Annotated in this window: 14 protein-coding genes and 1 riboswitch; of the genes, 3 read left to right on the top strand and 11 right to left on the bottom strand. The window is 67.7% G+C overall.

The features are described 5' to 3' along the window. Positions 1 to 33 precede the first annotated feature (33 nt). Positions 34 to 621, bottom strand: a complete 588-nt coding sequence (locus ACO6VK_RS00125; protein WP_422504887.1) for a biliverdin-producing heme oxygenase — start codon at positions 619 to 621, stop codon at positions 34 to 36. A gap of 139 nt (positions 622 to 760) precedes the next feature. Here ACO6VK_RS00125 and ACO6VK_RS00120 point away from each other — a divergent pair, with 139 nt between their 5' ends. Next, entirely contained in the window at positions 761 to 1,018 is a 258-nt protein-coding gene (locus ACO6VK_RS00120; RefSeq protein ID WP_422504886.1) for a DUF2789 domain-containing protein, read from the top strand. Positions 1,019 to 1,068: 50 nt separating this feature from the next. On the opposite strand, the gene ACO6VK_RS00115 is transcribed toward ACO6VK_RS00120, so the two are convergent. The 5 genes from ACO6VK_RS00115 to ACO6VK_RS00095 all read right to left on the bottom strand — a co-directional run bounded on the left by ACO6VK_RS00115 (position 1,069) and on the right by ACO6VK_RS00095 (position 7,082). Further along, positions 1,069 to 3,987, bottom strand: coding sequence for a TonB-dependent receptor domain-containing protein (locus ACO6VK_RS00115; RefSeq protein WP_422504885.1), 2,919 nt, complete (start codon positions 3,985 to 3,987; stop codon positions 1,069 to 1,071). A gap of 167 nt (positions 3,988 to 4,154) precedes the next feature. Then, positions 4,155 to 5,129, bottom strand: coding sequence for a FecR family protein (locus ACO6VK_RS00110; RefSeq protein ID WP_422504884.1), 975 nt, complete (start codon positions 5,127 to 5,129; stop codon positions 4,155 to 4,157). 111 nt (positions 5,130 to 5,240) lie between these two features. After that, a complete protein-coding gene (locus tag ACO6VK_RS00105; RefSeq protein ID WP_411852042.1) occupies positions 5,241 to 5,741 on the bottom strand; it encodes an RNA polymerase sigma factor in 501 nt (166 codons plus the stop codon). A gap of 299 nt (positions 5,742 to 6,040) precedes the next feature. Next, positions 6,041 to 6,526: a hypothetical protein gene (locus ACO6VK_RS00100; RefSeq protein ID WP_422504883.1), complete on the bottom strand. Its 486-nt coding sequence runs from the start codon at positions 6,524 to 6,526 to the stop codon at positions 6,041 to 6,043. 52 nt (positions 6,527 to 6,578) lie between these two features. Further along, on the bottom strand, positions 6,579 to 7,082 hold the full coding sequence (locus tag ACO6VK_RS00095) for a hypothetical protein (protein WP_422504882.1): 504 nt from the start codon (positions 7,080 to 7,082) through the stop codon (positions 6,579 to 6,581). Positions 7,083 to 7,269: 187 nt separating this feature from the next. On the opposite strand from ACO6VK_RS00095, the gene ppa reads away from it, so the two are divergent. Both ppa and ACO6VK_RS00085 read left to right on the top strand, forming a co-directional pair. Beyond that, positions 7,270 to 7,806 (top strand): inorganic diphosphatase, encoded by a 537-nt coding sequence (gene ppa / locus ACO6VK_RS00090; protein WP_422504881.1) that lies wholly within the window; start codon positions 7,270 to 7,272, stop codon positions 7,804 to 7,806. Positions 7,807 to 7,959: 153 nt separating this feature from the next. Further along, positions 7,960 to 9,078, top strand: coding sequence for an HDOD domain-containing protein (locus ACO6VK_RS00085; protein ID WP_422504880.1), 1,119 nt, complete (start codon positions 7,960 to 7,962; stop codon positions 9,076 to 9,078). A gap of 125 nt (positions 9,079 to 9,203) precedes the next feature. On the opposite strand, the gene ACO6VK_RS00080 is transcribed toward ACO6VK_RS00085, so the two are convergent. The 5 genes from ACO6VK_RS00080 to thiC form a co-directional block, all read right to left on the bottom strand. Beyond that, positions 9,204 to 12,062 (bottom strand): TonB-dependent receptor domain-containing protein, encoded by a 2,859-nt coding sequence (locus tag ACO6VK_RS00080; protein WP_422504879.1) that lies wholly within the window; start codon positions 12,060 to 12,062, stop codon positions 9,204 to 9,206. A gap of 47 nt (positions 12,063 to 12,109) precedes the next feature. After that, positions 12,110 to 13,012: a helix-turn-helix transcriptional regulator gene (locus ACO6VK_RS00075; RefSeq protein WP_422504878.1), complete on the bottom strand. Its 903-nt coding sequence runs from the start codon at positions 13,010 to 13,012 to the stop codon at positions 12,110 to 12,112. Between the two features lie 112 nt (positions 13,013 to 13,124). Then, entirely contained in the window at positions 13,125 to 15,449 is a 2,325-nt protein-coding gene (locus ACO6VK_RS00070) for a winged helix-turn-helix domain-containing protein (protein WP_422504877.1), read from the bottom strand. Positions 15,450 to 15,701: 252 nt separating this feature from the next. Next, the gene (locus tag ACO6VK_RS00065) at positions 15,702 to 16,379 is read right to left on the bottom strand and encodes an ion channel (RefSeq protein ID WP_422504876.1); all 678 of its coding nucleotides are present in this window, start codon (positions 16,377 to 16,379) and stop codon (positions 15,702 to 15,704) included. A gap of 100 nt (positions 16,380 to 16,479) precedes the next feature. After that, the gene (thiC, locus tag ACO6VK_RS00060) at positions 16,480 to 18,357 is read right to left on the bottom strand and encodes a phosphomethylpyrimidine synthase ThiC (protein WP_422504875.1); all 1,878 of its coding nucleotides are present in this window, start codon (positions 18,355 to 18,357) and stop codon (positions 16,480 to 16,482) included. Positions 18,358 to 18,495: 138 nt separating this feature from the next. Further along, positions 18,496 to 18,597: riboswitch (TPP riboswitch) on the bottom strand. Positions 18,598 to 18,784: the final 187 nt, after the last annotated feature.

Here is an 18,784-nt window from a genome sequence, read left to right as displayed (position 1 = left end):
GGCCGACACGGCCCCGCAGGGCGGGTGCGTGGCTCATGCGAATTCCAGCTCGACGTGACCGTGCACGCTGCGGAAGGCGGCGTCGGCGGCATCGATGACCTGCTGTTCCTGCACATCGTCCAGCGCCACGCCGTCCAATGCCGCGGTGAATTCGCGCCAGTGGCGCGCGGCCCCGTCCGGATGCGCGGCCAGGTGGCGTGCGCCGAACCCGGCATCCAGACCGAGCTTGGCGGCCATCTTGTACAGGATGGTGCCGCCGAGGTTGGAGCCTTCGGCCACGTACAGCCAGCCGAGCGCGGCGGGCAGCGGCAGGTCCGGGTCCAGGCGCATCGGCACCGGGCCCGGCAGGGTCTGTTCCAGATCGCCCAGGTCGCGTGCGATCAGCGGCAGGCGACGACGGGTATCCAGGTCGGGCAGCAGCGCGTCCAGCGCGGCGTTGGCGTACAGCGCGTCGATATCGCGGTGGAAGCGGTACTGCACACGCAGAAAGCGGGCGAACTGCGCGCGGCTGGCGAAGATGTCGCCGGCCATGATGCGTTTGTCCAGGGCGCCGTGGCTGTCGCGGGTGGCTGCTTTCAGGCGCTGGCTGCGGGTGGCGGGAAGAAGGTCGGTGGCGATCATGGGGCTCGGCGTGTACGGGGTCCCTGCTTGGACGACTGACACGATCGCTTCCCCAACCCCGATTGCCGTGCCGGTGGCGATGACGGCTTCACCGGCGTGCGTCGATAATGGGGATCACCCCCGTTGCCAAGGTTTTTCGATGATCACCACCGAACCCCGCATGACCAACCTGTTTCTGCAGCTGGGTCTGGACTCCAGCCCGGACGCGATCGCCGCGTTCATCGCCGGCCATCAGCTGCCCACCGAGGTCGCCCTGGTCGATGCGCCGTTCTGGAACGAGGGGCAGCGCCAGTTCCTCGCCGAGCAGCTCAGGTCCGATGCCGACTGGGCGATCGTGGTCGATGAGCTGGGCGAGGCGCTGCACGAAGCAGCAGTGAAGCGCGCCACCGGTCTGTGAGCCGGTGACGCGGTGGGGCCGGCCGTGGCCGGCCCCTGTCCTGCACGGACTCAGTAGCGGTAGGTCAGCGCCAGCCGCACGGTGCGGCCCGGGGCCGGCATGATGCCCAGCGCCAGCGGGTCCAGGTAGTAACGGTCGGTCAGGTTGTCGACGTTGAGGTCCACCGCCAGCTGCTCGGTGGCACGCCAGCTGGCGAACAGATCCACCAGCGTGTTCGGCCGGTACAGCTGCTGGATGGCCGACAGGCCCACGTTCCACTCCTTGTCCAGCTTGCTGATCGGGCCGGCGTTGTGGATCACGCGCGTACCGAAGGTCAGGCGTTCGTCGAACAGGCGCGACCCCAGGGTCATGTTGACGGTGTAGCGCGGCGGGTTCTGGGTATTGCTGTAGGAGCCTTCAAAGCCGCCGTCGACGCAGTCCGGGGTGTTCTTCAGTTCCTCGATCCTGCGCTGCACGCCATACGCGCGACGCTCGGCGGCGATGTCCGGGGCACAGGTCTTGGCCTGGAAGTAGTAGTGCGCCGACAGATCGGCAAACACCTTGCCGGCGTCGTAGCTGGACTGGAACTCCATGCCCGACACCTTGAAGCGGTCGATGTTGCGGATGTAGCCGGCCGACAGGGTGCGGTAGTCGCGGGTGATCAGGTCATCGATGCGCGTATCGAAGTAGGCCAGCTTGAACGCCGCGCGGTCGCCGTCGACGAACAGGTCGTGCTGCACGGTGCTCGCGCCCACTTCCCAGGTACCGGCACGCTCGGGCTTGAGTTCACCGACCGGCTTGGCGGCCGTGAACAGGCCCAGGGTCGACTCGAACAGGCTCGGCAGCTTCACGCCTTCGGCGTACTTCACGTACACCATCGTGTCTTCGGTGAAGCGGTAGGCCACGCTGGCCGACGGCATGAACGCGCTGTCGCGGCGACGGATCGGCTTGGACCAGGTCCAGCTGACCGGCACGCTGAGGTCTTCGGCGTCGTCGGCGTCGTAGAAGTTCCAGCCGGCGATGTCGGCCACCGTGCCCTGCTTGTACGGCGAAGCCAGCAGCGAGGCCTGGGTGAACTGGCCGTTCGCATCCGGATACCAGTTCAGCATCGCAATGCGCGTGGCCCGCCACGACGGCAGGTTCGGATTGCCGTTGAGCAGCTGCGTGTAGCGGTACTGGCCGATCACACCGTAGGTCTCCGGCGTGGCCAGGCGGTTGCGGTCATGCACGTCCACGCGGTTGTAGCGCCCGCCCAGCATCAGCTCCCAGTGCTCGTCCGGTTCCCACTTCACCGATGCCACGGCGCTGTATTCCTTGCGCTCGGCATTGCGCAGGAAGCGGTTGTTGATCAGGTCGTCGTGCATGATCGGCGCGTTGCGGCCCGGGCCCACGTCCTCATCGCTGTAGGACAGGCCGTAGTTGAGCGTGAACAGGCCCGCATCGTTGGTCAGGTGCGTGGTGTTGCCCACGTCCAGGCCCAGCCGCGACTGCTGCATGCTGTTGCGGTAGGCGCTCTTGTAGCCCGGGTCGGTGTTGAAGGTCGGGCCGTCGTACCACTCGGTGCGGCGATCGAAGTACCACGGCGTGATCCCGGTCAGGCCGTTGTACATCAGGCTGTGCGCGTCGGTGTACCAGAGGTTGGCCTTCAGATCGACCAGGTCGTTGTCCGGGTTGAAGCGGTAGCGCAGGTTGTACGCGTCCAGGTCGATGCGGCCCGGTTCCCACTGCGGCACGCGGTCGCGGTCCACGCGGATGATCTGCGAAGCCATGATCTCGCCCTGCTCACCTTCATAGCGGCGGTAGCCGCCTTCCAGCGTCTGGTTCTCGTCGATGCGCCAGGTGCCCTTGAGCAGGAATGACTCGGACTCGGAGGACGTATTGAACACTTCGGTGCGCGGCGGATTCAGCGGCGCCAGGGTGCGGCGGGTCTGCGGGAAATCGTCGTAGCCGTGCTTGCCCGCAAAGTAGTTGCCCTGGTCGCGGCGCGCATACGCGGCCACCAGATCGACGCTGTCCCAGTGTTTGGCACCGGCGATGTTGAAGAACTGGCTGCCGGTGGCGTTGCGGTCGGTGCGCGGCACGCCGCTGTAGGCCGGCACATTGTTGGCGCTGTTGTTGGCCAGGCCGCCGCGGATGCGTACGCCGCTGTCGCGGCCTTCGCGCAGCACGTCGTCGACCTTCAGCGTTTCCATCTCCACCACACCGCCGATGCCGCCGGACGCGTTCACGCCCAGGCTCGGGCCCTTGGTGATGGTCAGGCTGGAAATCAGGTCCGGGTCCAGGTAGGTGCGCTGGGACTGGCCGGCGTAGCCGCGGTAGGTGTCCATCGTCGACTGCCCGCCATCGATGATCACCGGAATGCGGCTCTGCCCCTGGATGCCGCGGATGTTGAGGTCCAGTGCATTGGCCGTGCGCGGATCACCGGCGGTGACACCGGCCACGCCCTTGACGATGTCGGCGGTGGACGTGCCGCGGAAGCGCTCGATGGTCGCGCGCGGGACGTACACGCTGGAACCGGCGGTGCGATAGGCATCCAGCGTGTGGTCGCCGCCACTGCCGTCGGTGTCGGTGCGGTCGCCGGCCACGCGCAGGGCGTCCGTGACGATGACGCCGTCCGCGCGCGTGGCCGTTGCGCCTCGCTCCAGCGTCACCGCATCCGGACCGACGCGGCGCATCACCAGGCCGCTGCCCTGCAACAGGCGGACCAGGGCCGACGACGCATCCAGTTCACCGCTCACGGCGGTGGAGGTCACGCCATTGGCCAACGCCGCCGGATAGGCGACCTGGATGCCGGACTGGCGCATGAAACTGCGCAGGGCCTCGCCCAGCGGCTGCGCCGGAATGTCGAAGCGGTGCGTGGCGGCGGTGGCATCGCCGGTCGACTGGGCCAGCGCCGGCATGGCGGTGAGGGAGGCCAGGCCAGCCGCCAGCAGGGCGACGCACAGGCGGGACGGGCGCGGGCGAAGGCCCGGGCGGGAAGAAATACGCATGAGGAAACCTGTCGGAATGCGATGCCACGAAGGCGGATGACCCGCGCGAGGTGCGGGCACGGCGGACGTACGTGGCGGCGGCGGGTACGTTCGGGGGTAAGACGCGCGGCGCGGCGCCAGCCCCAAGGGGAAATGCGGAACGCCCCGGCCGCGTGTTGCGTGCGCGGTCAGTCCGGCGTCGGCGCCGCAGCGGGACGCACGATCGCCACGCCCAGCGGCAGGCGGGTCACACGCAGCCCGGCGGTGCCGGCCAGCGCATCCAGCGCCTGTTCGGGCCGATCGATATGAAACGCCGCGCTCACCGCCGGCAGGCGCGACACATCGCCCCGCACGAAGGTCGGGCCGGTGCGGTAACGCCCGATCCGGGCAACGGCGTCACGCACGTCGACCGCGTCGAGCAGCAGCTCGCCCTGGCGCCACGGTGCGATGCGGTCCAGGGCCATGTCCGGCCCGCGCTCGACCCGGCCGCCCGGGGCGTACGTCGCGCGCTGCCCCGCCTGCAGATAGGTCCAGCCGCCGTCCTCATGGGCGGCCACGCGTACCCGCCCCTGTTCGACCGTGGCTTCCACCGCCGCAGGCCCGCTGTCGACCACGAACGCGGTGGAAATGTCTTCGACCACCCCGCCCTGCGCGTTCACCAGGAAACGTCGCTGCGGATCGGGCGCCACCTCGAACCAGGCGCGGCCACGCAGCAGATCGACCTGCCGGCGGCGGCCATCGAAGCGGATCGCGATTGCCGAATCGGCATCGAGCACGGCGCGGCTGCCATCGGGCAGCGCCACGGTTTCGGTGGCGGTGCCGGTGCGGTGGTCCGACCGCAGCTGCAGCCACGCCTCCGGCGCGCTCCAGGCCAGCGCCAGCACGGCGGCGGCGGCCACGCCCACGCGCAGCCGGCGGCGGCGGCGCGGTGCATGCACCTCAACCGGCGCCGCCACCGGGGGACGCGGCCCCATGCTGCGCCAGAGCTGGCGTTCGTACTCGAACGCGCGGCGATGGCCCGGCTCGGCCAGCCAATACTCGAAGGCCTGCATGCGCACAGGGTCGTCCGCCGCCCCAGACGCCAGCCACGCGATCCAGGCGCGCGCCTGTTCCGCCACGGGCGTGGGCGCGGAAGACGGCGGGGTGGGCTGCTGCGGGCTCATGGCTGGCGGTCTGCACGATCGGAGGCGGATGGAGCGACGACACCGGCGGGCATCATCAGGAACAAGACGAACGGGGGCGGTGCGCCCCCAAGACAGGGTACAGGGCCGGTCTCAGCGCCCGGCGCGGGCCCACGCCAGGCGTTGCAGCGCCGTGCGCACATGGTTCTCCACGGTCGTTACCGAGACCCCCTGCCGGCGGGCGACGTCGGCCTGGGTCATGCCCTGCAGCCGATGCAGGCGGAAAATGGTGCGGGTCGGTTCGGGCAGGTGCTCGGCCGCCTGCAGCACCCGCTGCAGCTCGTCCTGCGCCATCGCCTGTTCTTCGGTGGACAGCACCTCGTCCGGGCCCCACAGGTAGTGCTCGGCCAGCAGCCGCGTGCGCCGGGTGCGCTCGCGGCCGTGGTCGGTGGCCAGGTTGGTGGCCAACCGATAGAGGTAGGCGCGCGGGTTGTCGATCTGCTGCGCGCTGTCCACGCCGCGCGCCTTGAACCAGACGGACTGGATCACGTCTTCGGCGGTCGCGTCACTGCCCAGAATGCGCTGCACCAGGCGCAGCAGCGCCGGGCGTTCGCGGATCAGCAGCTCGGTCAGGGTCGAGGCATTGGTGGACATGGCGGCGGACACGGCAACGATCGGACGGCAGGGGCGCGGCGGCCAGCGGCCGCCACGAGGCGCGGCATGTTACTCCGCAAATGAGAATGCGTCACGTTTGGATGGGCTGCCCTGCTCGGCCGCGTCCGGGGACCCGCACCGCGCGCACCACCCCGGTATTGCCGCCACCGCCACATGCTTGAGGGCGGCAAGCGCGTCGCCGCTGGCAAGGGCACGCGCGGCGGCGGCGGTCAGCGAATCCATGCCGACAGGCTACCTGCCCTGTCACCGGGACGCTTGAGGGCTGCACCCCGGCAGGATCAGCGCAGGCAGTCGCCCAGTGCCTCGAAGATGGACATCTCCGCCCCCGGAAGCCTGCGGAAGATCGCCTTGGGGCCTTCCAGCGCCGCAAAGAAGGTCTCCACCGACGTACCCGGCGGAATGGGCAGGCTGCACAGCCAGGTGGGTTGCTGGGCCAGGATGGCGCCAGTGGACCGGTCCACATCCAGTTCGCTGGCGGCGAATGCCCAGCGACAGTCGCTGACGGTGCCGGCATTGGCCGCCACGGAGCACCGCAGCTGGAACGCTTCGTAGTCGCTGTACGCTCCCTCGCAGAACGTGTCGGCGCAGACATCCTCGAAGCCGGCCATCAACCGCCCGCGCAGGTCATGGAACGCGTCCCAGTTCGCCTGGGTGTGCGGGTAGTCGACCAGGTCGACGTGGGACGGCGGTGCGGTGGCGGCGGCGGCCGGCGCACCAGGCGCGGCCATCAGGGCGGTCAACAGCAGCAGGGATCTGGCTTTCATCGAAGAACTCCGTGTAGGGCGACGTCCGGGACAGGACGCCGCAGGGCAGGCATCAAGGCAGGCAGTCCCGCAGGAACTCGAACATCGAGCGCCCGCTGCCAGGCAGGGGGTTGAACAGGTGGCCGGAGCTGTCGGGTTGCCACTCCATCGCGGCCAGGAAGCTCGCCACCGGCAGCCGGCGCGGCAGCGGGAGCGGACACAGCCAGTGCAGTACCTCGGTACGCAGCGCGCCGCTGTCCGGGTCGATGTGATCGCGGCTGGCCGCTACCGGGAAGCGGCACTGCTGCAGGGTGTCGTCGCGGGTATCGACCACGCAGGCCAGACGCAGCGGCCGGTAGTTGTCATGGGCGCCCTCGCAGAAGAAGTCCTCGCAGAGGTCGTTGAATTCCAGCATCAGCCAGCGGTTGAGCTCGTGGTAGGCGGTGTCGTCGGCGGATTCGTCCGGCCCGACCCGCGCGGCCAGGTCGATGAAGCGCGGGCCGGCGGCCTGCAGGGGCGCGGCCAGGCACAGCCCGAGCAGGAGGGCGAGGCAGACGCGGAAGCAGGCAGTGGCCATCGGGCTCTCCAGAGGGGTATGGCCCTACCCTGCGCCGTCAGCCTGGCCCCGCCGATAAGCACGCCCCGCGCGCCAGCGTCGGAATCCCCCGCCCCGTTGGGTGGGTACCGCCCGATCTGCACGCGGCCCGCCAAAGGCATAAAATGGGGGGCTGTACGCCAACATCCCCCTCTCGGAGCACACCTCAATGGGTCTGGAACTCGTCTCGCCCGGCAAGAACCCGCCGGAAGAAATCAACGTCATCATCGAGATCCCGAAGGACTCGGAGCCGGTGAAGTACGAAGTGGACAAGGAAACCGGCGCGATCTTCGTCGACCGCATCCTGTCCACCCCGATGCGCTACCCCTGCAACTACGGCTACGTGCCGAGCACCCTGTGCGGCGACGGCGATCCGGCCGACGTGCTGGTGGTGCTGCCGTTGCCGCTGGTGCCGGGTTCGGTGGTGCGTTGCCGTCCGGTCGGCGTGCTCAAGATGAGCGATGAGGCCGGCAGCGACGAGAAGATCCTGGCCGTGCCGATCGCCAAGATCTTCAGCGGCTACGCCCATGTCGAGGATATCGAGCAGGTGTCCAGCCACTGGCTGGAGCGCATCGGCCACTTCTTCGAGCATTACAAGGATCTGGAGAAGGGCAAGTGGGTCAAGCTGGATGGCTGGGGCGGCGCCGCCGAGGCCAAGCAGATCCTGATCGACGCCCATCAGCGTTACCTCAACGGCAACGCCTGAGGCTGAACAACATCGCTCCGGCACCCGCTGCCGGAGCGATGCGCATCACGTTTTTTGAATGCGGCACATCACTATTTGTGCCGGATTGGGTACATTGCGTCTCTTCACACCGTCCACGGTGCGCTTCACCGTGGTCAGCCAGGGGACAGTGTCGTGCGCATTCTGCTTGTTGGGGACCAGGCCAGCCTGTCGGCTGAGCTGCTGGAGTTCATTGCCGATCTTGGGGAAGAATGGCAACCGTTGACCGCTGCGGATGGCCAGGGCGCGATGAGCATCGTGGCCGGCTCGCCCGTGGATGCGGTCATTGTCTGCCCGGTTCTGCCGGACCTCACCGCGACCACGCTGCTGGGGCAGATCCGTACGCTTCGCCCGGAAACCATCCGCATCGCACTGGTGGAAGCCAGCGTGGGCACCCGCCCGCCGCCGGCCCGCCTGATCGGCGTGGCGCACCGCTTCCTGCCGATGCCGCTGGCACCGGAAGTGCTGCTGGAAGCCCTGACCAGCCTGGAAGAACTGCGTGAGCTGCTCGACAGCGAACGCCTGCGCAGTGCCATCGGCCGGATCGAGAAGCTGCCCTCGCCGCCGCATCTGTACCTGAGCCTGACCCAGGCGCTGGAGCACGATGACGACACCGACACCGCCGACGTGGCCAAGCTGGTCGCCGCCGACCCGGCGATCGCGGCCAAGGTGCTGCAGCTGTCCAACTCGGCCTTCTTCAACAGCGGCCGGATCATCTCCGACCTGCGTACCGCGGTGACCCGGCTCGGGTTGTCGACGCTGCGCGACCTGGTCCTGGCCAGCGAAGTGTTCTCGGCCCAGCCGTTGTCCGGTGCCGAGCGCAACTCGCTGCAGCAGCGCGCGCTGCTGGCCTCGCGCCTGGCCGCCAAGCTGCTGCCCGATTCCAGCGCCGAACTGGGCGCCACGGCCGCGCTGCTGGCCGACATCGGCCTGCTGCTGCCGGGCGTACGCAACGAGCGGGGCGAAGCCGCCGACGGCGACGACCGCCCGGGCCACGCCGAAGCCGGTGCCTACCTCCTCGGCCTGTGGGGCCTGCCGATGCCGATCATCGAGGCGGTCGCCTTCCACCTGCAGCCGCAGCGCTCCAATACCCGCAGCTTCTGGGTGACCGGCGCGGTGCACGTCGCACTGGCGCTGATCAACGGCGATCCGGTCGACGAGGAGTACCTGCAGCGGGCCGGCGTGCTCAACAAGCTGCCGCAGTGGCGCGATCATGCCAACGCCCTGATGGGGCTGGTGGCCGCCGACGCCTGAGGCGTCGACGCACGCAGCCCCCCGATGGCGCGTCCGCAAGGGCGCGCTTTTTTTTGAGCGATCGAAAAGAAAGAGGGCGGACCTTGCGGTCCGCCCTCCTTGTGCTGCACCAGTGCGTCGATGGATCAGAAGCGCTGGGTGTACTTCAGGTAGTAGAAGCGACCGATGTCGAAGCCGCCGTAGTAGGCGAAGCTCGAGTTCGGCTGGCTGTACATCAGCGGACCTTCGTGGTTGAACACGTTGTTCGCGCCGGCCGACACGGTGGCATTCCACGGGGTCGTGTAACGCACCTGCAGGTCGTGGAAGGTGTTCGAACCGGTGTTGCGCACCGGGATCGCCAGCGTGTAGTCCGAGGAGTACGTCGGGTTGTTGCACTCCGGGCCGCCATCGCGGTCGTAGGAGCACTCTTCCTTCAGGCCGGAGTAGTAACGCACGCCCCAGTTGACGCCGAAGTTGCCGTAGCTCCAATCGACGTTCAGGTTCGAACGCACGCGGAAGTTGGCACCCCAGTCGCCGGTGCCCCAGCCGTTGTGCTGCTCGACGGCGGTTTCAGCTTCGTTGTCGCGCTTGTACTCGAGGTAGTCCACATAGGTGGTCTTCCAGTCGATGACGAAGTTGCCGATCGCCAGTTCCGGCAGGCGGTAACGGACGCCCAGGTCGTAACCTGCGGTTTCCTGGTAGCCGGCGTTGATCAGGCTGCGGGTCACATCGACCACCTGGCCCGAATCCGCATCACGGGAGACGCGGCCACAGGCGTTGGCGTTGTTCAGCACGTAGCACTGGTTGAGGATCGAGGTGACCGACTCCGCCGCGATGACGTTGTCGATGCGGATCTTCCACCAGTCCAGGCTGACGTCCAGGCCCTGCACGAAGTTCGGGCTGTAGACCAGGCCGAGCGTCCAGGTCTTGGAGGTTTCCGGCAGCAGCGCGTCATTGGAACCGGACAGGTACGCGTAGTTCGACTGCGAGCCGGGGCCGGTCGCATCGATGCCGCCCGAGGCTTCCTGACGGAAGTTGGCCGGCACTGCGCCGCCGCAGCGTGCAGCCACGTCCGGGTTGCGCACGGCTGCACCGAACATGGTGTCGCACGGGTCGGTGTACTTGTCGAAGGTCTGCGAGATGCCGCCGTACAGGTCGGCCACGGTCGGTGCACGGAAGCCGGTGGCGTAGGTACCACGCACCAGCAGGTCGTCGGTCGGCTTCCACTTCAGGCCGAACTTGCTGTTCACCGTGTCGCCGAAGGTGTTGTAGTCCGAGTAACGGCCGGCCATGTCGACCGACAGTTCCTTGGCGAACGGCAGATCGGCGAGGATCGGCACGTTCAGTTCCAGGTAGAACTCGTCCAGCTTGTAGCCACCGGTGGTCGGCGCACCGGCCAGATCGGTGCTCAGGCCCGACTGCAGCAGCGCATCCGGGGTGTACTCGGCGTCTTCTTCGCGGTGCTCGTAACCGGCCGCGAAGGACAGGTCGCCGGCCGGCAGGGTCGCGATGGCGCCGCTCAGGTTGGCGCTGTAGACCTTGCTGGTGGTGACCGAGGTGTCGTGGGTCGGCAGGAACAGGTACTTCTGCAGTTCCGGGTTCGACAGCGAACCGTCAGCGGTGGAGCCGTACGGCAGCAGCGGGTTCCACGGGGTGCAGCCGGCGATCGGGGCAGCCGCGGTGCCGCAGCGGGCAATACCGTTGTCATCCAGGTACGACGCGCCGACAGCATTGCGCACGTTCGGAATGAACAGGTTGCCGGTGCCGGTCTTGACGCCCTTGTTGCGGTTGTAGACGTAGCCCACATCCCAGTCGAAGTACTTGTCGGCGAACTCGAACGAGCCTTCCAGACCGCCGCTGAAGCGGAAGGTGTTCAGCTCGGACTTGGTCTGACGCGGCACTTCCCAGGTACGGCGCATGAAGTCGACGTCGGTATCCAGCGGGTTGAAGACGCTGTTGGCCGACATCGCGGTGTCATACGCACCGGAACGGTACGGGTAGCCGGCGATCTGCTGCAGCGCTTCGCGTTCGGTGTACAGAACGCTGGCGGTACCGCGGATGTTGTCGGTGAAATCGAACTGACCGTTGGTGAACACCGAACGACGCTTGATGCCGGTCGACAGGAACATCTGCTGCGACGGGTTGGACAGGTCGTCGTTGGTCAGCGCGTGGTAGTCGCCGAAGTTGCTCGAGTCACCACCCGGGTTGAGCACGTAGTTGCCACCCGGGGTGACCAGCACGCCCTTCTCGGTGATCGCGCTCCAGCCGTTGCTGTCGTCGGCGGTCGGGCTCGGGTGACGGTAGCCGTTGGCGTAGGCGCTGAAGCGACGGTCCTTGGCAAGCACCGGCTCTTCTTCGCTGTACTCGGCGCCGAAGGTGACCGAACCGCGTTCACCGGTCTGGCCGTAAACGAAGTTGTAGGTGGTCTTGTCGCCGTCGCCCTGGCCGTACTGGCCCTTGTAGACGCTGGCTTCGAGGCCGTCGAAGTTCTTGCGGGTGATGATGTTGATCACGCCGGCGATGGCATCCGAACCGTAGATCGCCGAAGCGCCGTCGGTCAGGACTTCAATGCGCTCCACGACCGAGGTCGGGATCGAAGCGAGATCGGTGTAGCCGCCCGAGCTGACGCCCATGCGCTTGCCGTCCAGCAGCACCAGGGTGCGCTCCGGGCCAAGGTTGCGCAGGTTGACGTACTGGCCGCCCACTTCTTCGCCCGAGGACAGCGCGTCGGCGCGGCTGATCGCCGGGGAGCCGGTGGCGGACAGGTTCTGGACGATGTCGGCAACGCTGGTGAAGCCCTGCTTCTCGATGTCGGCGCGCTGCAGCGCGATCACCGGCTGGGCGGTTTCCATGCTGGCCTGGCGGATGCGCGAGCCGGTGACCGAGATGCGGTCAAGGTCGGTCGTGCCACCCGCTTCCTGCGCCGATGCAAAGGTCGGCGTCAGGGCAAGCGCAATGCCGGCGGGCAGAAGGCCCAGCCGCACTGCGGGAGTACGAAAATTCATTTATCTCTCCAAGGTACGTTAGTAGCGTGTTAAAACGCCTCGGAAAGTTACGATTGCGTTGCAGCGATTTTTTTGCGTGAGACAACCGATGACTTTGCCGATTCTGGCGACAAGGTCGCGAGTGCTTCGCGGTAGCGTGACGCAGACTGCCCGTAACGGGCGCGGAAGGCCCGTGCGAAGCTGCAGCAGTTGTCAAATCCGCTGGCGGCGGCTACTTCGCCCACCATCATGTCCGTATCGCGCAGCAGATCGGCGGCACGCTCCAGACGCAGGCGGGCCGACAGCGACTGCGGGCTCTCTTCGTACAGGCTCTGGAAGGTCTTGGACAGGTACCAACTGGAGAAGTTGGTCAGCTCGGCCAGTTCGCCGATGCGCACCACGCGGTGGCTGTTGCCCTCCAGGTACAGACGCGCACGCTGCATGCGCCCGAACACCTGGCGCTTGCGCGAGCGCGAACGCCCCGGGCAGCGCTGCACGCCGGTGGCCATGCCGTGCTGGAGCGAGGCCAGGTGCAGCAGCACCGGGCGCAGCGCCTGCGCGGGCTGGCCGCTGGCCAGCGCATCGCGCCACAACCGCAACGCCACGCGCACTTCGCTGCGGCTCATGCTGCCGCGGCCGGCGTAGAGGCCGCAGTCGGCCAGCTCGCCGAGCGCGCGCAGCGCTTCCGGTGCCAGGCTCAGGCCGATGCACAGCCCATCACGACCGGCCTGCACCATCGGGCGCGATTCCTTCTCGAAGGCGATCCACTCGCGCTGGCGCAGACGGAACCGGCCTTCCTTGGATTCGACCCAGGCGCTGCCGCGCAGCTGCATCCACACGGTGAACGTGTTGCCGGCGGTCTGCAGGCTGCCCAGCCGTGCGACGCCGAGGCAGGTCGGCAGCGGGCCGTCGTCGACGATCTTGTCCAGGGAGAGCGATTGACCACGATCGGCCAAGGAGAGCTGACGCATGACTGCACCGGAGTTTGCCTTGATTGGCCACCAGTTTTGCCAAGTCGGGCGGCGTTCTCAGGAAGTCCTGGCGAGATTCATCCGAATTCGCGACGACGTTGCCACGAAGAAATCACGAAGGATCATTTCCCTTTAAAAACAGCAGCCTGGAGAACGCGGGGAACAGCGACGCGGTCTGTTTCGGCAGCGGCATGACCCCGATATCGGCCCCATCGGCCACCGCCAGGGCGACGTAAACGGCATCGCCCTCGGCATTGGCGCTGAATCCGTTGCCCGCGCTCAGGCGCGCACGGTCAAGGCAGTGCTCGACCCCGGCAGTACCCGCACTCAGCCGCGCGAACAGCGTAGCGCAGTCGCGGTGGCTGGACAGGTAATCGATGCTGCCGTTGCCGGCCACGCTCCAGGTGCGGTAGCGCCAGCGCGTGGGCCGGTCTTCGCTGACCTGCTGGATGCTGGCGGCCGACAACCGCGCATCGGCCGACCAGAGGCCGCCGGCCGACAGGCGGGTGAACAGCACGCGGCGGCCGCTGCGGTCAAAACGTGCCTGCGACACGCCTTCGATGCTGCCCAGCAGGCGCCAGTCTGGCGTGCTGCGATCGAACAGCAGCAGGCGCATCCGCTCCTGGCCATCGCGCTCGATCACCAGCACATGCTGATCGTCTTCGCCGTACAACGCCTGCAGCGGTTGTGCGACCGGCAACGGCAGGCGCAGCGCCTGTTCATCGCGCGGGGTGACCTCATAGACCGACGGATTGCCGTGATCGTCGCGCCCCAGCACCAGCAGGCGATGGCTGTCACCGGACCAGTCCGGTGCCTGCCGCGCCTCGGGGCGCAGGCCCTCGATCGGGCGCAGCGAATCGGGACGTTCCAGGTCTGCCCACCACAGCGCGAAACTGCCGGAACGGTCGGAGGAGAACACCAGCTGGCGGCCATCCGGCGACACCATCGGCTGCGCATCGCGCCCGCCGGAGGGGAACAGGCGCTCGGGCGTGCCCGGGCCATTGGCCCCCACCGGCACACGGAACACCCCGAACTGGGCACGCCGGTGCACGAACGCCAGCATGCCGTTGTTGCGCGATACCGCCGGGGTCTGCGCGTCATCCAGGCCGACGTCCCTCAACAGCCGGCTCTGCGTATCCAGCTCGTACAGGCGCGACTCGCTGTCCACCCGCCGGCCGAACACGATGTGGCGGCTGTCGCCGCGCCAGCTCCAGCCGCGGATCTCGGCCGAATCGTCGGTGAGCTGCTCGGGCGTGCCGCCGCTGGCCGGCATCCGCCACAGGTCACCGACCTGCGGGTTGCGCACGAACGCGATCCAGCGGCCATCCGGCGAGTAACGCGGGGCATAGTCGAAGTCGTCTTCGCCGGTGTCGTAGGCCAGCGCGGTCCAGCGGCCGCTGGCAATGTCCAGCACGCGGATGCCACGGTGCGCATGGGCGCCGGAGAACGCACCGAAGATCAGCCCGCGGCCGTCCGGCGTCCAGTCGAAACTGAGCAGTTCGGTGCCGTCGCAGCGGGTCACGTGGCGCAGCGCACCGCCGGTCGCGCTGGCGATGAGCACCTCGCAGCTGCCTTCGGCTCCAAAGCGCGCAAAGGCGATGTCGCGCCCGTCCGGCGACCAGTTCGGGAAGCGGTCGGACTGGCCCGCCGGGGTCTCGATCAGCGCGCGCGCGGGCGTGTTGCCGGAGGTCTGCACCTTGATGGTGCTGCCCTCCCGCACGCCCATGTCGGCTTCATAGGCCACCTGGGAGCCGTCCGGGGACAGCGTGGGATAGGTCTCGAAGCCGGCCGTCGCGGTGATCAGGCGATAGGGGCGCTGCGGGCTGCCGGTAATGCGCGTGCCGTCCTCGACGGCGGCGTCCAGTGCCGAGGTGGGTTGCTCGCGCCGCACCAGCAGCGCGGCCATCACCAGCAGCGCCACCAGCATCGCGATGCCGATGGCCAGCAGAACGTAGCGGCGGATGCGACGGCGGCGGCGCGGAGCAGGCGCTGCGGCAGCCGGCGCCGCCACATCGGCATCGACGGCCGGCGGCGACACGGCCGCGCTGTCGTCGGCCTCCAGCGCAGGCGACGCTGGCAGGGTCTCGACCACGCTCACCGGCACCAGCAGGCGATAGCCGGTCTTTGCGATGGTTTCGATGTAGGCGGTGCCACTGTCGTCATCGCTGGCAAAGGCCTTGCGCAGCTGCGTCACCGCCTGGGTGAGCACATCGTTGGTGGGCAGCGTATCGGGCCACACCTCGGCAAACAGTTCATCCCGGGTGACCACCGCGCCCGGGGCGCGCATGAGCGCCTTGAGCACTCCCAGTGCCTTGGGCGTGAGGCGTCGCGGCCGACGGGCGCCTGCCACCATGACTTCCCGAGAAGAGAGAATGACGGTGCAGTCGCCGATCTTCATCACGTCGGCGGAAGGTGGCTCACTTTCGTTGGTGATCATTCCAGGTGACACAGGTGAATGCCGGCTCGACGGCAGCGTTGCATTCATCTCCAACACGAAAGATCGAACGAACCGCCAAATTCCGCACAAGGCATCAGCGCAAACAGCAAAAAAACCGAAGCGCGCGAATACTAGCCTATGCCGGTTAACCGCGCCTACGCGCGTGGCCGACAACAGGCTCTCTCTCGCCGATGAATTCACATAAATTGATTCACCATTCGCGCCTTCGGGCGCGATATTTTTAGGTGGGATTCAGTTTCGTGTATGCCTCAGCATGGTCAATCCGACCAGCCGCGAGACCACCAACGCCACGTACATAACGCCTGAAAACTGCTCCAGCATGACCAGCGCGCGTGCCTGCGGATGCACCGGCACGACATCGCTCAGGCCGACCCCGGACAGCAAGCTGAAGCTGAGATAAAGCAGCTCCATCCAGGTGCGCAATTCGCTCTCGCTGGTGGCGAGAAAACTGCCCGGATACCACTGCTGGCACACCGCGAAGGCGAAGGCGAACGCCCACGCCAGCAGCGTGAAGGTCGCACCGGCGGCGAAGAGCTCGTCGCGGGTCACCTTGTGATCCTGCAGCATGTAGGCGGTCAGGCTGCCGGCGGTATAGAAGTACAGCAGGCACTCGAGCAGCTGCGCTGTCGTGATCAGCCCGGGCCGCTCCAGCAGCGCACCCGCGATGGAAAACACCACCGAGGGGATCGCCAGCACCAGCGCCAGCCACATGCCGAGCGGGCTGCGCCGGACCACCCACAGCGACAGGCCGAGCACCGCGATGCCGAAGGCGCCGAACAGCGCGCGGCTGGCGCCGGCCTCGTCCATTGCCGGATACAGCAGCACGCCGAGCAGCTGCACGCCCAGCAGCCACGCCGAGGGATGCCGGCGTGCCATCGCCAGCCATTTGGTCCTGCGCGCAATCGCCATCGTGTTCCCCGCCCCTGGCCGTCCGGCGCCGAGCTTAGCGCGGTTGCCGGGGCAAACGCATGAGGATGCCGGGGCGGCACCTGCCACCCCGGCCGCCGCGTCATTGCGGGTGGTAGACCTCCGCCCCCTGGTCGCGGAACTGCAGCGACTTCTCGGCCATGCCGGCGTCCAGCGCGGCCTTCGCGTCCAGCCCCTGCCCGGCGGCGTAGTCGCGTACGTCCTGGGTGATCTTCATCGAACAGAAATGCGGGCCGCACATCGAACAGAAGTGGGCCAGCTTGTGCGCGTCCTTGGGCAGGGTCTCGTCGTGGAACTCCTTGGCCTTCTCCGGATCCAGGCCCAGGTGGAACTGGTCTTCCCAGCGGAATTCGAAGCGCGCCTTGCTCAGCGCGTTGTCGCGCACCTGCGCGCCGGGGTGGCCCTTGGCCAGATCCGATGCATGCGCGGCGATCCGGTAGGCCATGATGCCGTCGCGCACGTCCTGGCGGTTGGGCAGGCCCAGGTGCTCCTTGGGCGTGACGTAGCAGAGCATCGCCGTACCGTACCAGCCGATCATCGCCGCGCCGATCGCGCTGGTGATGTGGTCGTAGCCGGGAGCAATGTCGGTGGTGAGCGGCCCCAGCGTGTAGAACGGCGCCTCACCGCACTCGCGCAGCTGCTTGTCCATGTTCTCCTTGATCAGCTGCATCGGCACGTGGCCGGGGCCTTCGATCATGGTCTGCACGTCGTGCTTCCAGGCGATCTTCGTCAACTCGCCCAGCGTCTCCAGCTCACCGAACTGCGCGGCATCGTTGGCATCGGCGATGCAGCCCGGGCGCAGTCCATCGCCCAGCGAGAAGGTCACGTCGTAGGCCTTCATGATCTCGCAGATCTCCTCGAAGTGCGTGTAGAGGAAGTTCTCCTTGTGATGGGCCAGACACCACTTGGCCAGGATCGAGCCGCCGCGCGAGACGATGCCGGTGACACGCTTGGCGGTCAGCGGCACGTAGCGGAGCAGCACGCCGGCATGGATGGTGAAGTAGTCCACGCCCTGCTCTGCCTGCTCGATCAACGTGTCGCGGAAGATCTCCCAGGTCAGCTCCTCGGCGCGCCCATCCACCTTCTCCAGCGCCTGGTAGATCGGCACGGTGCCGATCGCCACCGGCGAGTTGCGGATGATCCACTCGCGGGTTTCATGGATGTGCCTGCCGGTGGACAGGTCCATCACGGTGTCGCCGCCCCAGCGGATCGCCCACACCAGTTTTTCCACCTCTTCGGCAATGCCCGAGGACACCGCGCTGTTGCCGATGTTTGCGTTGATCTTGGTCAGGAAGTTGCGGCCGATGATCATCGGCTCGCTTTCCGGATGGTTGATGTTGTTGGGCAGCACGGCCCGGCCACGCGCGATCTCGTCGCGCACGAACTCGGGGGTGATGACGGCGGGGATGGACGCGCCGAACGATTGGCCGGGGTGCTGCCGGCGCAGCGTCGCGTCGGTGATCGCCTCCAGCCGCTGGTTTTCGCGGATCGCCACGAACTCCATTTCCGGGGTGATGATGCCGCGCCGCGCGTAGTGCATCTGGGTGACGTTGGCGCCGGCCACCGCGCGCCGCGGCAGCGTGCGCGACGGGAAGCGCACTGCATCGAGGCGCGCATCGGTGTCGCGCGACCGGCCGAACGCCGAACTCAGGGCTGCCAGCGTTTCGGTATCGCCCCGCTCGGCCACCCACGCCGCGCGCAGCGCCGGCAGGCCGGTCGACAGGTCGATGCTGGCGGCCGGATCGGTGTAGGGGCCGGAGGTGTCGTAGACGGTCACCGGCGCGTTCTCTTCGCCGCCGAACAACGTCGGCGTGCGGGTCAGCACGATCTCGCGCATGGGAACCTGCAGGTCGCTGCGCGAGCCCTGCACGTGGATCTTGCGCGAACCGGGGATCGGTCGCGTAACCGAACCGGAAAGCTGCTGGGCCTGCTGCTGCAGGGTGGAAAGCGGTGCGTTCATCGGGCATCGTCCTGTGTGGACCCCGGGCGCGGACCGGCGGTCCGTGACGGGAAATCCGTATTGAAAGGGACGAAACGGCGGCGCACGACGGGCGCACTGCGGGCGGTCTGCGGGCGTGGGGGCCCTACGGCGCAATGCATCAGCGGATGCGAAGCTTCCCTACGCCGGTATCAACCGGATCAGGTTCGAAGGGACTGTCTCAACCTCGGCCACATGGCCTCGGTACCCCCGCTTCGAGGCGAATTAGACCACAAAGACCCGCGCATCGACACCGCCGATGCCACCGCTGTGAACGGGTTCATTACGTCAGCGCAGGTAGTATCGCGCCGCGAGGATGTTCTCCCCCCGTGACGTGCTGCCTGGCGCCTGGCGCTGCGCCCACGCAGGGGACCATCGGATTGAGTCCGGTGCAGGAGCATCCCGCCGA

The organism is Stenotrophomonas sp. GZD-301, assembly GCF_049310345.1.
Classification (GTDB): domain Bacteria; phylum Pseudomonadota; class Gammaproteobacteria; order Xanthomonadales; family Xanthomonadaceae; genus Stenotrophomonas.
The sequence above is the reverse complement of the archived record's forward strand: the minus strand, read 5'-3'. Positions and strand labels throughout refer to the sequence as shown.